The organism is Phytohabitans rumicis, from assembly GCF_011764445.1.
Taxonomy (GTDB): Bacteria; Actinomycetota; Actinomycetes; order Mycobacteriales; family Micromonosporaceae; genus Phytohabitans; species Phytohabitans rumicis.
Genome location: NZ_BLPG01000001.1, coordinates 2,535,771 through 2,549,555 on the forward strand (window position 1 = coordinate 2,535,771; position 13,785 = coordinate 2,549,555).

Genomic DNA, 13,785 nt, shown 5'->3' on the forward strand with positions numbered 1-13,785 from the left:
GATGTCCACTGTGGAAGAGCTCGTCGCCCGCTCGAACCGGCTGGGCGCCGACCCGCGCAACACCAACTACGCCGGCGGAAACACGTCGGCGAAGGGCTCCGATGTGGACCCGGTCACCGGGCAGCCGGTGGATCTGGTGTGGGTGAAGGGCTCCGGCGGTGACCTGGGCACCCTGACCCCGGCCGGGCTGGCGGTGCTGCGGCTGGACCGGCTGCGAGGGCTGGTCGCCACCTACCTGGGTTTCGCCGGCTCCGCCGGCTCTGGCGGCGCAGCGCGCGAGGACGAGATGGTTCCTCTTCTTGACCACTGCCTGCACGGGCGGGGCGGCGCCGCCCCGTCGATCGACACCGCGATGCACGGCCTGGTGGACGCCGCGCACGTGGACCACTTGCACCCGGACGCGGGCATCGCGTTCGCCACCGCCGCGGACGGCGAGGCGCTGACCAAGGAGTGCTTCGGCGACCGGGTGGTGTGGGTGCCCTGGCGCCGGCCCGGCTTCCAACTCGGCCTGGACATCGCCGCGGTCAAGCAGGCAAACCCGCGCGCGATCGGCGTCATTTTGGGCGGGCACGGCATCACCGCCTGGGGCGCCACCAGCGAGGAGTGCGAGGCCAACTCGCTGGAAATCATCCGGACCGCGCAGGCGTTCATCGACGAACGCGGCAGGTCCGCGCCTTTCGGCCCGGCCATCGACGGGTACGCCGCACTGCCGGCCGCCGAACGCGGGGAAAGGGCGGCCGCCCTCGCTCCGGTGATCCGGGGGCTGGCGAGCACCGACCGGCCCCAGGTGGGTCACTACACCGACAGCGACGTGGTGCTGGACTTCCTCGCCGCCGCCGAGCACCCGCGCCTGGCCGCCTTGGGCACCTCGTGCCCGGACCACTTCCTGCGTACGAAGGTGCGCCCGCTCGTGCTCGACCTGCCGCCGACCGCGCCACTGTCCGATGTGGTCGAACGGCTCCGCGAGCTGCACGCGGCCTACCGCGCGGACTACGCCGCCTACTACGAGCGCTTCGCCGCCCCGGACAGCCCGCCCATGCGCGGCGCCGACCCGGCCATCGTGCTCGTCCCCGGCGTCGGCATGTTCTCCTACGGCGCCAACAAGCAGACCGCGCGGGTGGCCGGCGAGTTCTACGTCAACGCCGTCAACGTGATGCGCGGCGCCGAGGCCGTCTCCTCGTACGCCCCGATCGACGAGGCGGAGAAGTTCCGCATCGAGTACTGGGCCCTGGAAGAGGCCAAGCTGGCGCGGATGCCCAAGCCCAAGCCGCTGGCCACCCGGATCGCCCTGGTCACCGGCGGCGGCTCCGGCATCGGCCGGGCCATCGCCCACCGGCTGGCCGCCGAGGGCGCGTGCGTCGTCGTGGCCGACCGCGACGCCTCCTCCGCCGCGGCCGTGGCAGCCGAGATCGGCGGCACCGACGTCGCCGTACCGGTCACTGTGGACGTCACCGACTCGGCGGCCGTCCGCGCCGCCATCCAGGCCACGGTCCTCGCCTTCGGCGGCGTCGACCTGGTCGTCAACAACGCCGGCCTGTCCATCTCCAAGCCGCTGCTGGAGACCACCGACGCCGACTGGGACCTGCAGCACGGCGTGATGGCACGCGGCTCGTTCGTGGTGTCGAGGGCCGCCGCGAAGGCCCTCATCGACCAGGGCATGGGCGGCGACATCGTCTACATCTCCAGCAAGAACTCCGTCTTCGCCGGGCCCAACAACGTCGCCTACGGCGCCGCTAAAGCAGACCAAGCCCATCAGGTACGTCTGCTCGCCGCCGAACTGGGTGGCCACGGCATCCGGGTCAACGGGGTCAACCCCGACGGCGTGGTCCGCGGCTCCGGCATCTTCGCCGGCGGCTGGGGCGCCAAGCGCGCCGCCGTGTACGGCGTGCCCGAGGAGGAGCTCGGCGCCTACTACGCGCAGCGCACCATCCTCAAGCGCGAGGTGCTGCCCGAGCACGTCGCCAACGCGGTGTTCGCGCTGACGGCCGGCGATCTGTCGCACACGACCGGGCTGCACATCCCGGTCGACGCGGGCGTGGCAGCGGCGTTCCTGCGATGAGCCCGATCCCGGTCGCCGCCGTCGACCTGGGCGCCGCGAGCGGCCGGGTCATGCTCGCCGCGGTGTCGCCCGACGGCGTCGCGCTGGAGGAGGTGCACCGGTTCGACAACGGGCCGGTGCGGCTGCTCGGCACGCTGCACTGGGACGCGCCGCGGCTGTACGCCGAGGTCCTCACCGGGCTGCGCGCGGCGGTGGCCCGGCGGCCCGACCTGGCCAGTGTCGGCATCGACTCCTGGGCGGTCGACTATGGACTGCTCGACCGGGATGGCGCGCTGCTGGGCAACCCGGTCCACTACCGCGACGCCCGGACCGACGGTGTGATGTCCACTGTGGTCGCCAAGCTCGGCGCCGAGTCCCTGTACGACACGACCGGCCTGCAACTGCTGCCGTTCAACACGCTCTTCCAGCTCGTCGCGGCCCTGGACACCCCGGCCCTGGCGGTCGCCGAGCGGATGCTGCTGATCCCGGACCTGCTGTCGTACTGGCTCACCGGGGTGGCGGGCACCGAGGTCACCAACGCCTCCACGACCCAGCTGCTCGACGTGCGTACCAGGGAATGGTCCGCCGACCTGATCGCGCGCGCCGGGCTGCCGGCGCGGCTCTTCGGCGACCTGCGCCGGCCCGGTGACCCGGCGGGCGTGCTGCTGCCCGGACTGGTGGACGCCGCCGTGCCGGTGACCGCCGTGGGCTCGCACGACACCGCCTCCGCGGTGGTCGCGGTGCCGGCCGAGGGCGACCGGTTCGCGTACATCTCCTGCGGCACGTGGTCGCTGGTGGGCGTCCAGCTGCCTGAGCCGGTGCTCAGCGAGGCGAGCCGGGAGGCCAACTTCACCAACGAGGCCGGCGTCGACGGCACCGTGCGCTATTTGCGCAATGTGATGGGCCTGTGGGTGCTGCAGGAGTCGCTCCGCACGTGGGGCCCGGTTGACCTGCCCGCCTTGCTGGCGGACGCCGCCCGCGAGCCCGCACTGGCGACCGTGGTGGACGTGGACGACCCGGTCTTCCTGCCGCCGGGCGACATGCCGGCGCGGATCGCCGCCGCCTGTGCCGCGACCGGCCAGCCCGTGCCCGGCTCGCCAGCGGCGTACACAAGGTGCATAGTGGACAGTCTCGCGCTGGCCCACCGCCGCGCCGTACGTCAGGCGCAGGAGCTGTCCGGCCGCGACGTGGACACGGTGCACATCGTCGGCGGCGGCGCCCGCAACGAGCTCCTGTGCCAGCTCACCGCCGACGCGTGCGGGCTGCGCGTGGTCGCCGGGCCGGTGGAGGCGACCGCACTTGGTAACGCGCTGGTGCAGGCGCGCGCACTGGGCGTGGTTGGCGGCGAGCTCGACGACCTGCGCGCGCTGCTCCGGCGTACCCAGGAACTGCGGGTATACGAGCCGGCGGCCGGCGCGGAGGCCGCGTGGCGCGAAGCCGAGGCCCGCCTTATCAAGTCGTAAACCGTAGCCGTATCCTTTCCCGGGCACCGCAGCTGATCTTCCACAGTGGACAGAGCGAGGCGGGATTGGACCAAACGGGGAACGAGAAGACCGCTGAGCTGCGCATCGGCGGCTGGCTGCCGCCCATGGGGCCGGGCGACGTGCCGACGCAGGCGCTGCCCCGCGTGGTCGACGAGTCCGTGACCGAGCTGATCCCGATTGTCACCACGCAGCCGGCGGACGTGCCGGCGCACGGTGAGTCGCGGCTGCCCCGCCCCGCCCGCTGGGCCCTCGTCACCGCCGCGGTGGCCGCCCTGGCCAGCGTCCCGATCGCGCTGTTCGCGACGTCCGACTCGGCCCCCAGCCAAAACGAGGTGCTGGCGCCACAGTGGCCGGTGCCGCCAACCGTCCTGGCCCCGGAGTCGAGCGCCCCGCCGCCCCCGGACACCGGCGTGCCGGGCGGCCAGCCCGGCCCGGCCGGATCCGGACCGGCGCGGTCGAACGCGGCCGGCACCGAACCCCGCACCACGACCTCCGCCACGCCGTCACCGTCCGCGTCGGTGCAAGCGCCCATCTCGTACGAGGCGGAAGCCCCGGAGAACCGGCTGCGCGGGCAGGCGGCCCGGCGCGGGCACGGCGGAGCCTCCGGCGGACAGGTCGTCGGCTGGGTGGGCGGCCGGCGGGAGAACACGCTGCGGTTCGGCGACATCAAGGCCGCGCAGGCCGGGCAGTACCAGGTGACGATCTTCTACATCGCCGGCGAGCGCCGGTACGCGACCGTCGAGGTGAACGGCGACTTCGCGACCGTCGCGGAGTTCCCTGCCGTGCGGGACTGGGTCTCGGTCGGCTCCTACACCATCACGCTGACCCTGAAGGCCGGCGACAACACCATCCAGTTCGGCCACCCGTACGCCTGGACCCCCGACCTCGACCGCATCATCGTCGCCCCCCGACCGTGAGCGAGTAGAGCGCCTCAAGGCCGGGAAGTTAGTGGAAACCCGGTCCAGCGCAAGATGCGTCACCGGTGACCGCGCCGCTCCCCGTTCGCTGAGGTGATCATGAAGTTAGCGGCAGGGAAAGGGCTCTCCCCGGCGCCAACTTCATGATCACCGCAGGAGCCGGGTCACCGTCCGGGTGATCGGGAACGACGCGGTCACCTGGCAGCGCACAACAGGGGCGCCCTCCATGGCCGCAACATCAGGGGCCGGTGCGGACGTCAAGGCCGCGACGACGAGGCGGGGTAGATCTAGACGAGTTACGGCTGAGATCGAGCCCTAACTCGTCTGGATCTACTGCCAGCTTCGACCTGGCTGGGGGTGGGCCGGGCCCGCACCCGGATGTATCCGACATAACCGGCCGCTGGATCTGGGTCCACCCACCGGGCCGGTGATGTGTTCGACGGCGGAGCCGACCTACGCCGTGACTGTGGCGAGCAGTTGCCCCTGGGCGGGCAATTTCTCGACACAGTCGCCAAAGTCGAGGGCGATGGCCGCGTCACATCAGCGCTCGACATGGACCTGATTCCCTTAACCACCCGGCCTTGAGGGCGCCCCACTCACGCAAGGCTGGGCCCGGTTCGTCCCGTACAAGCCCGTACAGCCCGCCGGGCTCGCGCGGCGCGCCGATCAAGGATTCCCGCGCCGATCAAGGGCAAACGGTCGTGGTTTAGAGATCAAAGCACGGCCGTATGCCCTTGATCGGCGGGGCGGGCGGGGCGGGGGCGGGGCGGGGGCGGGGCGGGGCGGGGGCGGGGGCGGGGGCGGGGGCGGGGCGGGGGCGGGGGCGGGGGCGGGGGCGGGGGCGGGGCGGGGGCGGGGCGGGGGCGGGGGCGGGGGCGGGGGCGGGGCGGGGGCGGGGGCGGGGCGGGGGCGGGGGCGGGGGCGGGGCGGGGGCGGGGCGGGGGCGGGGGCGGGGGCGGGGGCGGGGGCGGGCAGGGCGGGCAGGGCGGGCAGGGCGGGCAGGGCGGGCAGGGCGGGCAGGGCGGGCAGGGCGGGCAGGGCGGGCAGGGCGGGCAGGGCGGGCAGGGCGGGCAGGGCGGGCAGGGCGGGCAGGGCGGGCAGGGCGGGCAGGGCGGGCAGGGCGGGCAGGGCGGGCAGGGCGGGCAGGGCGGGCAGGGCGGGCAGGGCGGGCAGGGCGGGCAGGGCGGGCAGGGCGGGCAGGGCGGGCAGGGCGGGCAGGGCGGGCAGGGCGGGCAGGGCGGGCAGGGCGGGCAGGGCGGGCGGGGCGGGCGGGGGCGGGGGCGGGGCGTGACTAGGATCGGCGGGTGAACGACCACGCCGCCTTTGTACGGGCGCACACCCGGCTCGCGCCCGTCCCGCTCGTCCCGGAGGTCGTGCTTTACCAGGCCGAAGAGGCGATCGCGCTCTGGGAGCAGACGGAGAGCGGCTCGGCCGAGCAGCAGCCCCCGCCGTTCTGGGGGTTCGCGTGGGCTGGCGGGCAGGCGCTCGCCCGGTACGTCCTGGACCACCCCGCCCTGGTCGCCGGCGAGCGGGTGCTCGACCTCGCCGCCGGCTCGGGACTGGTCGCGGTCGCCGCCGCGCGCGCCGGAGCCGCCGAGGTGACCGCCGTCGACATCGACCCGCTCTCGCTGGCCGCCGTCGCCGCCAATGCCGCGGCGAACGGCGTACCAGTGAATGGTCTGGAAGAAGACGTGCTGGACCAGGACGCGGACGCTGACGTGGTCCTCGCCGGCGATGTCTTCTACAGCCGCGAGATGGCCGAGCGGATGATGGCCTACCTGCGGCGGGCCGCCAAGGGCGGCGCGCATGTGCTGGTCGGCGACCCCGGCCGTGCCTACCGGCCGGTGGGCCTGCACGAGGTGGCGGCGTACGACGTGCCCGTGGTGGCGACCTTGGAGGACGCGTCCGTGAAGCGCACGACTATATGGCAGGTCCGGGCCGGATAACGCATATGCATCGGCGCCGATTCCAGGTACATTCGTTTGAACGATGCCGCCACCGCTGTGGGATCCCTTCGCAAACGTGACCGGGAGGCAGCCAAATGACGCAGAACGACGATTCCGATGTCATCTGCCTCCCGAGATTGGAAGATCTCTCACCGCGACAGTTACTCGCGCTTGATCGCCCGGTGCTCGCGGACGTAATCCGGGACGAGATCGAGAAATCCGCGGCCGACGACAAGATGGCACGCTTTTCGAACTACCTGTCGCTATAGGCCGATGACCCCCGGGCGGTACGGCGACGCCGGCAGACCGGCGCCGTTCCGGCAGGTGTTACTCAAAATCCACAGTCGCTGCAACCTCTCGTGCGACCACTGCTACATGTACCAGCACGCCGATCAAAGCTGGCGGCACCGGCCGTTCGTGATGTCGAAGCGGACGCTGGATCACACAGCGGCCCGGATCGCCGACCACGCCATCGAGCATGACCTGCGCTCCGTCGCCGTGATCCTGCACGGCGGCGAGCCGCTGCTGGCCGGTGCGCACACGATCGACTACGCGGTCCGCGCGATAAAGCGTGCCGTGGGCGACCGCGCCGAGGTCCGCTTCGGGCTCCAGACGAACGGCCTTCTGCTGGACGAACGGTTCCTCGACCTATTCGCCCAGCACGAGATCGGCGTGGGGGTGAGCCTCGACGGTCCCTCGGACGACAACGACCGGCACCGCCGGTACGCGGACGGGCGCGGCAGCCACGACGGCGTCGTGCCGGCGTTGCACCTGCTCAGGAACGAGCGCTACCGGCACCTGTACGGCGGGATCCTGTGCACAGTGGACCTCGCGAGCGACCCGGAAGGCGTCTACGCCCACCTGCTCGACTTCGAGCCACCGGAGATCGACTTTCTGCTGCCGCACGGCAACTGGACCAAGCCGCCGCCGGGACGGGTGGACGACCCGATCGCGACGCCGTACGCCGACTGGCTGATCACCGTTTTCGACCGGTGGTACCGCGCGCCCGAACGCCGTACCAGGATCCGACTGTTCGAGTCGATCATGGCCCTGCTCCTCGGCGGTCGCAGCGGCACCGAGGCCGTCGGGCTCAGCAAGATCGATCTGATCACCGTCGAGACCGACGGCGCCATCGAGCAGGGCGACGCCCTCAAGACCACGGAAGAGGGAATGGCGGCGACCGGGCTGCACGTCGCCCGGGATTCGTTCGACCGCGCCCTCGCGCACCCCGCGATCGCCAGCCGGCAGAGCGGCCTGACCGGACTCTGCGCGACCTGCCGGGACTGTCCCGCCGTGGCGGTCTGCGGCGGCGGCCTGTACGCCCATCGGTATCGCATCGACAATGGATTCGACAACCCGTCCGTGTACTGCGCCGATCTGCTCGCGATGATCCGGCACATCGCCGTCACGATGTCCGCCGACCTGAATTCGACGCTCGTGTAGCACGCCGCCATGCGGTACTAATAGAGGGATGCAGCGGCACTCCTACCTGGCCGTATCCGCAGCGCTTGACGGCCCGGAAGGGGCTGGCTCATGCGACATTTCTTCCTCAGCTACTCCCCCGGCACCGATGATCTCTATGTCGCCCGGTTCTTTTTGGATCTATCCGCGGCCGTTCGACGCGAACTCGATCTAGAGCCGGACCGTGCGGTCGGCTTTCTCGACAACGGCAATACCAGCGACCATTGGCCCAACGAAGTGCGCAACGAGCTGGCCACCTGCCAGACGCTCGTCGTGCTCTACTCGCCCAAGCTGTTCCTGGACGAGCGCTGCGGTCGGGTCTGGACGGTCTTCGGTGACCGCCTCCGCCGGTACGAGCGGGCCACCGGGCGGCGCGCCCCGGCGCTGATCCCCGTGACGTGGTCCCGCAGCGGACTGCCGAAGGGCCTGGACCCGGAGGGCGCGGCGACGCCGTACCCGCCCACCGACGACGACGTCCGGGTGCTGATCCGCCTGCACAGCCGCCAACCGGCGTACCGCGAACTGGTGAATTCCCTCGCCCGGCGGATCGTCGAGACCACCCGCGCGCACCGCATCCCAGCCGCGCCGCCCGAGGCGGATCTGCCCACCGCGCGGGACGCCTTCGCGTCGTGGCGGAGCAAGGTCGCCCGCGCCGAGCGCCCCCAGCAGATCCACATTGTCGTGGCCGCCGGCACCCGCGACCAGATGCGGGTGGTGCGCCGGGATGTGGGCTTCTACGGCGACCGGCAGGAGGACTGGGCGCCGTACCAGCCCTCGACCCCGCTGCCGCTGGCCAGCCGGGCACGCGGGGTGGCCGCCGAGCAGCTGTTCGAGTCGGAGGTCATCCCCATCGGAGCGATCGGTGAGCGGATCGCACGCGCCCGGGAGCGAAACGAGATCATCGTCCTCCTGGTCGACGCGTGGATCGCCGACGTGGAGCCGTTCCGGGCGGCGCTGGCCTCATTCGACCAGGTCGGCGAGTCAGCCGTCGCGATCCTCGTCCCCACCAGCCGGGACGACGCCGAGACCACCGACCACCGCTCCGCGCTCCACGTCAGCCTGCTGAACGCGTTCCCGCGCTACGCACGGCGGCGCGATCCCCTCTTCCGGACGGAGATCGAGACGCCCGGCGGGTTCGACGAGGACCTGGCCGCGGCCCTGGAGGAGGCACAAAATCGGATCTTCGCGAAGGGCCGGGTGTTCCGCCGGCCGCCGGGTGGCCCGGCCAGCGCCCGCCCCATCCTCGAAGGACCCTAGGCGTGACTGGCGTCGATACCCTGTGGGCGTGCCGCGCCAGCTACCCACGGTGCGAGGAGGAGGGATGCGGTACTTCTTCTTGAGCTACGCGCACGGATCGAGCGACCACCTGGTTGAGGAGTTCTTCGCGGATCTCTCCGGCGAGGTGCGCGAGCACGCGGGGCGCGAGCGCCAGGAAGAGGTCGGCTTCCTCGACCGCATCCACCTCCACGCCGGCGACCGCTGGCCGCCCACGCTCATCGAGGCCCTGCAGACCTGCCGCACGTTCATCGCGCTCTGCTCGCCGCGGTACTTCCGCAGCGTCCCTTGTGGAAAGGAATGGGGCGTCTTCTCCCGGCGGCTGGCCGCCGACCCGTGGCCCGGCCCGCCGTCGCCGGCGTTGATCCCGCTTTTCTGGCTGCCCGCCGAGGTGCCCGCGCACCTTTCCGACCTGCAATACCGCGACCGGTCGTTCGGCGCGCCCTACGCGGAGCACGGGCTGCGAAAGCTGCTCCAACTGCGGAAGTACCGCGACGACTACCTCGAATTCCTCGCCTCCCTCGCGATCCGGGTGACCGCCACGGCGCATGCCCGCAACCCGCCGCCGCTCGCCCCGCCGCCGACGTTCGCGAGCGCGGTCAACGCGTTCCTCCCCGCGCCACCCGAGCGAAACTCGCCGCCCCGGTCCGCCACCAGACCCGCGAGTACCCGCGGTCCACGGGCGAAGCTCCCCCTTGTCAGCTACGACGAAACCAGGGACGAAGATGGATATCGCTGAGTCCGCCGACCGCAATGGACGGATCATCACCTTCTACTCGTTCAAGGGCGGGGTAGGACGGACGATGGCGCTGGCGAACGTCGCCTGGATCCTCGCCAGCACCGGCCGCAAGGTCCTCACCGTCGACTGGGACCTGGAGTCTCCCGGGCTGCACCGCTACTTCGCGCCGTTCCTGCTCGACCGGCAGCTGCGCGAGTCTCCCGGGGTCATCGACGCGGTACGCGAGTTCGCCCGGCTCAGCACCCGCCCGGACGCCGGTGAGGTGGTGCGCGACCTGCGCCCGGAGGACGTCCACGAAGCGGCGCAGATCCAGCGGTACGCCAGCTCCCTGGAACGGTACGAGTTCCCCTACGGCGGCTCGATCGACTTCGTGCCCGCGGGCCGGCAGGATCGGGCCTACTCGCCCGCGGTGAGCACGTTCAACTGGGACGACTTCTACGAACGGCTCGACGGCGCGGCGTTCCTCGACGCCCTCGCCGACGACATGCGGCGGCACTACGACGTGACGCTCATCGACAGCCGGACCGGGCTGAGCGACAACGCCGGGATCTGTACCGTGCAGCTCCCCGACGCGGTCGTCAGCTGCTTCACCATGAACAACCAGAGCATCGACGGCGCGGTGGCGGTCGCCAACTCGATCCGCCACCAGCGCGGCGACGGCGTGCAGATCTACCCCGTGCCGACCCGGGTGGAGGACGGCGAGCTCGGCAAGCTGGAACGCGGCCGAAACTACGCGCGGCACCGCTTCGAGGAGTTCGTCCGCCTGCTGGGGCACCCCGACCCGGAGAAGTACTGGGGACTGGTGGAGATCCCGTACAAGGTCTTCTACGCGTACGAGGAGACGCTGGCGACCTTCGGCGACCGGCCACAGCAGGAGAGTTCGCTGCTGGCGGCGTACGAACGACTCACCGGTGAGCTGATCGGCGAGCCGATCGAGTTCAGCGGACCGGCCGAGCACGTACGCCGGGGCTGGCTCGCGGAGTTCGAGCAGCGCGGGTCCGCGGACTCGGCGCCGCTCCTGATCGCGTACACGCCACGGGACCGGGTCTGGGCGGAGTGGATCGCGTTCCAGCTCCGGCAGATCGGCCAGCGCAGCACGCTGCAGGACCTCTCCAGCCCGCCGGTGCTGGACAAGGTCGGCCGGGTGCTGGTGCTGCTGTCCCGCGAGTCGGTCCGGCTGCCGCACACTCGCCTGTTCTGGCAGGCCGCGATGGCCCGGGAGACGCCCGGTCCGGGCCGGTTCCTGGTCCCGTTGCGGCTGGAGGGGTTCCGGGTGCCGCCGCCGTTCGACAACCGCGAGCCGGTCGACCTGTTCAACATCACCGCCGGGCACGCCCGCGAGGCGCTGCTGGCCAAGCTGAACCTGCGCGACGCCGCCCTGGCCGTGACCCCGTCCATGAGCAGCGGCCCGCAGCCGCGGTTCCCGGCCGAGCCGGCCCGGGTCTGGCGGGCCCCCGCCCGCAACTCGTCCTTCACCGGGCGGGACGCCATCCTGGAGTTGCTGCGCGAGCGGCTGAACGCGAGCACCGCCCTCACCGGTCCGGCCGTGCTGCAGGGCATCGGCGGGGTCGGCAAGACCCAGATCGCGACCGAGTACGTCCACCGGTTCGCCGCCGACTACGACATCGTCTGGTGGATCTCCGCGGACCAGCCCACGCTGATCCGTACCGCCCTGGCGGATCTCGCCATCGAGCTCGAGCTGCCGGTCACCGGCGGCGCCGCGGAGCAGGTGCAGGCGGTGCTTGAGGCGTTGCGGCTGGGCAAGCCGTCCAGCCGCTGGATCGTGGTCTTCGACAACGCGGGGACCCCGATCAGATCCGCGAGTTCGTGCCCAGCGGGCTGGGCGACGTGATCATCACGACGCCCGGACGGGAGTGGGTACGGGAGGCGTGGACCATCGACGTCAACGTCTTCGAGCGCGCCGAAAGCGTGGCCCTGCTCGCCCGCCGGGTCGAGACGCTCGCCGCCGCCGACGCGGACGCGATCGCCGAGAAGCTGGGCGACCTGCCCCTCGCGGTGGAGCAGGCGGCCACCTGGTTGGCCACCACCGCCATGACCGCGCGCGGCTACTTGGAGCTACTCGACGAGCACCTGCCCCGCATCCTCAACGAGCCGCCGCCACCCGGATATCCGCATCCGGCCGCGAATACCTGGCGGCTTTCCCAGGAGCGGCTGCGCCAGTCGAACAGAGCCGCTGCTCAACTGCTAGAACTGTTCGCCTTCTTCGCGCCGGAACCGATTCCCACGAAACTGCTGGAAAGCCCCGGAATGATCGACACGCTCGAAAAGTTCGACCCAGGGCTGCGCGATCCGCTCCTGCATGGTTCACTCATCCGGGATATCAACCGTTACGGCCTGGCCCGGGTGGATCCGGCGATTCCGGCGATACGAATTCACCGCTTGGTGCAGAGTGTCGTCAGGAGTGATCTGTCGGTGACCGTTCAAGAGGAAAGACGGAGACAAGTGCAGCTGATCTTGGCGGCCGAGCGGCGCGGAGACCCGAGGACTCGGGCGAATTGGCCTACGTACCAGTCGCTCCGCATCCACCTGGAGCCGTCCGGAGCGCTCGAATCCGACGATCCCAAGGTCCACGCGCTGGTCATCGACATGGTGCGCTACCTGCGCTACCGCGGCGACCTGGCCGGCAGCCGCGAGCTGGCCGAGCACGCCGTCGCCAGCTGGCAGCCACGGCTCGGTCCCGACGACGTCGACGTGCTCCGGATCCGGTTGGAACTGGCCAACACCCTGAAGTCGCTGAGCCAGAGCCGCGACGCGTACGAGATCGACAACGACATCCTGCCGCGCCTGGAGAGCAGGCTGGGCGCCGAGCATCCGTACGCGCTGCGGGCCCGCCAGGGCCTCGCCTTCGACCTGGCCGGTCTCGGCGAATACCGCCGGGCATTCGAGCTGGCGGAAAAGACCTTGCCGACCTGGCGGGAGACCCACGGCGACGATCACGACGAGACCCTCAAGGCGTCGAATAACCTGGCCGTGACCTGCCGATTGGTGGGCGACTTCGACCGCGCACTCGAACTCGATGAAGACACCCTCCGCCGGCGGGTCACGCAGTTTGGTCCCGCCGATGTGCTGACCCTGCAGGTCGCCACCATGTACGGTCGCGACCTGCGTGAAGTCGGCGAGCTGGAAAAGTCCGAGGAGCGGCTGCAAGCCACTTTCGAGCTGAGCCACAAGGAGTTCGGCGCCGACCACCCGACCACCCTGATCGCCGGAAAGAATCTCGTCGTGACCCGGCGCCGGCGTGGGCGCATCGACGAGGCCCATGAGCTGATCACCGCGGTACGGCAGGGCTATGCGCGCACCATTCCGCCGATGGGGCCGACGACGCCGGAGGCCGTTCTCGCGTGCACCCTTGAGGCGGCCTGCGTCCGGTCCGCGCGCGGCGACCACGACGAGGCGCACACGCTCGCCCGGGACGTCCTGGAGAGCTGCCGGGAGCAGCTCGGCCCCGACCACCCGTACACCCTCGCCGCCGCCAACGACGTCGGCATCTTCCTCATGCGCGCCGAAGGCCACGAGGAGGCCCGGCCCATCCTCGCGGACACCGCCACCAGGTTCGCCAACGCCGTCGGCGCCGACCACCCGTACACGCTCGTCTGCCAGATGAACGTGGCCAACGCTCACTTCGCGGCTGGCGAGATCACCGAGGCGCTCCGCCTCGACCAGCACTGCCACCGGCACTTGGCGGGCAAGTTCAAGAAGGAGCACCCCACCGTGCTCGCCGCCACCGGCAACCTGGCCGCCTCGCTCCGAGCCACCGGCGCCCGGCACGAGGCCGACGTGCGATCCGACGAGGCCCTGGAGATCTCCCGGCGGGTGCTCGGCGCGGAGCACCCGAGGACGGTCGCCATCGAAGAAGGCGCCCGCATCAACAGCGACATCGAGCCGGCCGAGACGACGACGTAGA

The 13,785-nt window shown here is 71.5% G+C and carries 10 protein-coding genes; all 10 read left to right on the plus strand.

Annotated elements, in window-relative coordinates; translation table 11 throughout:
- Position 1: 1 nt before the first annotated feature.
- The 10 genes from Prum_RS10880 to fxsT all read left to right on the plus strand — a co-directional run bounded on the left by Prum_RS10880 (position 2) and on the right by fxsT (position 13,784).
- Entirely contained in the window at positions 2 to 2,059 is a 2,058-nt protein-coding gene (locus Prum_RS10880) for a bifunctional aldolase/short-chain dehydrogenase (protein ID WP_173076126.1), read from the plus strand.
- On the plus strand, positions 2,056 to 3,501 hold the full coding sequence (locus Prum_RS10885) for a rhamnulokinase (RefSeq protein ID WP_173076128.1): 1,446 nt from the start codon (positions 2,056 to 2,058) through the stop codon (positions 3,499 to 3,501). The genes Prum_RS10880 and Prum_RS10885 overlap by 4 nt, the downstream gene beginning before the upstream one ends.
- Positions 3,502 to 3,566: 65 nt before the next feature.
- Complete coding sequence (locus tag Prum_RS10890) at positions 3,567 to 4,439, plus strand: carbohydrate-binding protein (RefSeq protein ID WP_173076130.1); 873 nt, start codon at positions 3,567 to 3,569, stop codon at positions 4,437 to 4,439.
- Between the two features lie 1,304 nt (positions 4,440 to 5,743).
- The gene (locus tag Prum_RS10895) at positions 5,744 to 6,385 is read left to right on the plus strand and encodes a class I SAM-dependent methyltransferase (protein ID WP_173076132.1); all 642 of its coding nucleotides are present in this window, start codon (positions 5,744 to 5,746) and stop codon (positions 6,383 to 6,385) included.
- Between the two features lie 95 nt (positions 6,386 to 6,480).
- Positions 6,481 to 6,654, plus strand: coding sequence for a hypothetical protein (locus Prum_RS10900; RefSeq protein ID WP_173076134.1), 174 nt, complete (start codon positions 6,481 to 6,483; stop codon positions 6,652 to 6,654).
- Between the two features lie 4 nt (positions 6,655 to 6,658).
- The gene (locus Prum_RS10905; protein WP_173076136.1) at positions 6,659 to 7,828 is read left to right on the plus strand and encodes an FxsB family cyclophane-forming radical SAM/SPASM peptide maturase; all 1,170 of its coding nucleotides are present in this window, start codon (positions 6,659 to 6,661) and stop codon (positions 7,826 to 7,828) included.
- 90 nt (positions 7,829 to 7,918) lie between these two features.
- Complete coding sequence (fsxC, locus tag Prum_RS10910; protein ID WP_173076138.1) at positions 7,919 to 9,103, plus strand: FxsC protein; 1,185 nt, start codon at positions 7,919 to 7,921, stop codon at positions 9,101 to 9,103.
- Positions 9,104 to 9,167: 64 nt separating this feature from the next.
- Positions 9,168 to 9,860, plus strand: coding sequence for a TIR-like protein FxsC (locus Prum_RS10915; protein ID WP_173076140.1), 693 nt, complete (start codon positions 9,168 to 9,170; stop codon positions 9,858 to 9,860).
- On the plus strand, positions 9,847 to 11,712 hold the full coding sequence (locus Prum_RS10920) for a KGGVGR-motif variant AAA ATPase (protein ID WP_173076142.1): 1,866 nt from the start codon (positions 9,847 to 9,849) through the stop codon (positions 11,710 to 11,712). Before Prum_RS10915 ends, Prum_RS10920 begins: the two co-directional genes overlap by 14 nt.
- Positions 11,688 to 13,784, plus strand: coding sequence for an FxSxx-COOH system tetratricopeptide repeat protein (fxsT, locus tag Prum_RS10925; protein WP_173076143.1), 2,097 nt, complete (start codon positions 11,688 to 11,690; stop codon positions 13,782 to 13,784). Before Prum_RS10920 ends, fxsT begins: the two co-directional genes overlap by 25 nt.
- The last annotated feature ends 1 nt before the right edge of the window (position 13,785 follow it).

What these genes read in the sequence shown, in the direction of transcription:
- Prum_RS10900 (WP_173076134.1), top strand. Translation starts at nt 6,481, where the DNA reads ATGACGCAGAACGACGATTCCGATGTCATCTGCCTCCCGAGATTGGAA.
- Prum_RS10880 (WP_173076126.1), top strand. Translation starts at nt 2, where the DNA reads ATGTCCACTGTGGAAGAGCTCGTCGCCCGCTCGAACCGGCTGGGCGCC.
- fsxC (WP_173076138.1), top strand. Translation starts at nt 7,919, where the DNA reads ATGCGACATTTCTTCCTCAGCTACTCCCCCGGCACCGATGATCTCTAT.
- Prum_RS10905 (WP_173076136.1), top strand. Translation starts at nt 6,659, where the DNA reads ATGACCCCCGGGCGGTACGGCGACGCCGGCAGACCGGCGCCGTTCCGG.
- Prum_RS10920 (WP_173076142.1), top strand. Translation starts at nt 9,847, where the DNA reads ATGGATATCGCTGAGTCCGCCGACCGCAATGGACGGATCATCACCTTC.
- Prum_RS10915 (WP_173076140.1), top strand. Translation starts at nt 9,168, where the DNA reads ATGCGGTACTTCTTCTTGAGCTACGCGCACGGATCGAGCGACCACCTG.
- Prum_RS10885 (WP_173076128.1), top strand. Translation starts at nt 2,056, where the DNA reads ATGAGCCCGATCCCGGTCGCCGCCGTCGACCTGGGCGCCGCGAGCGGC.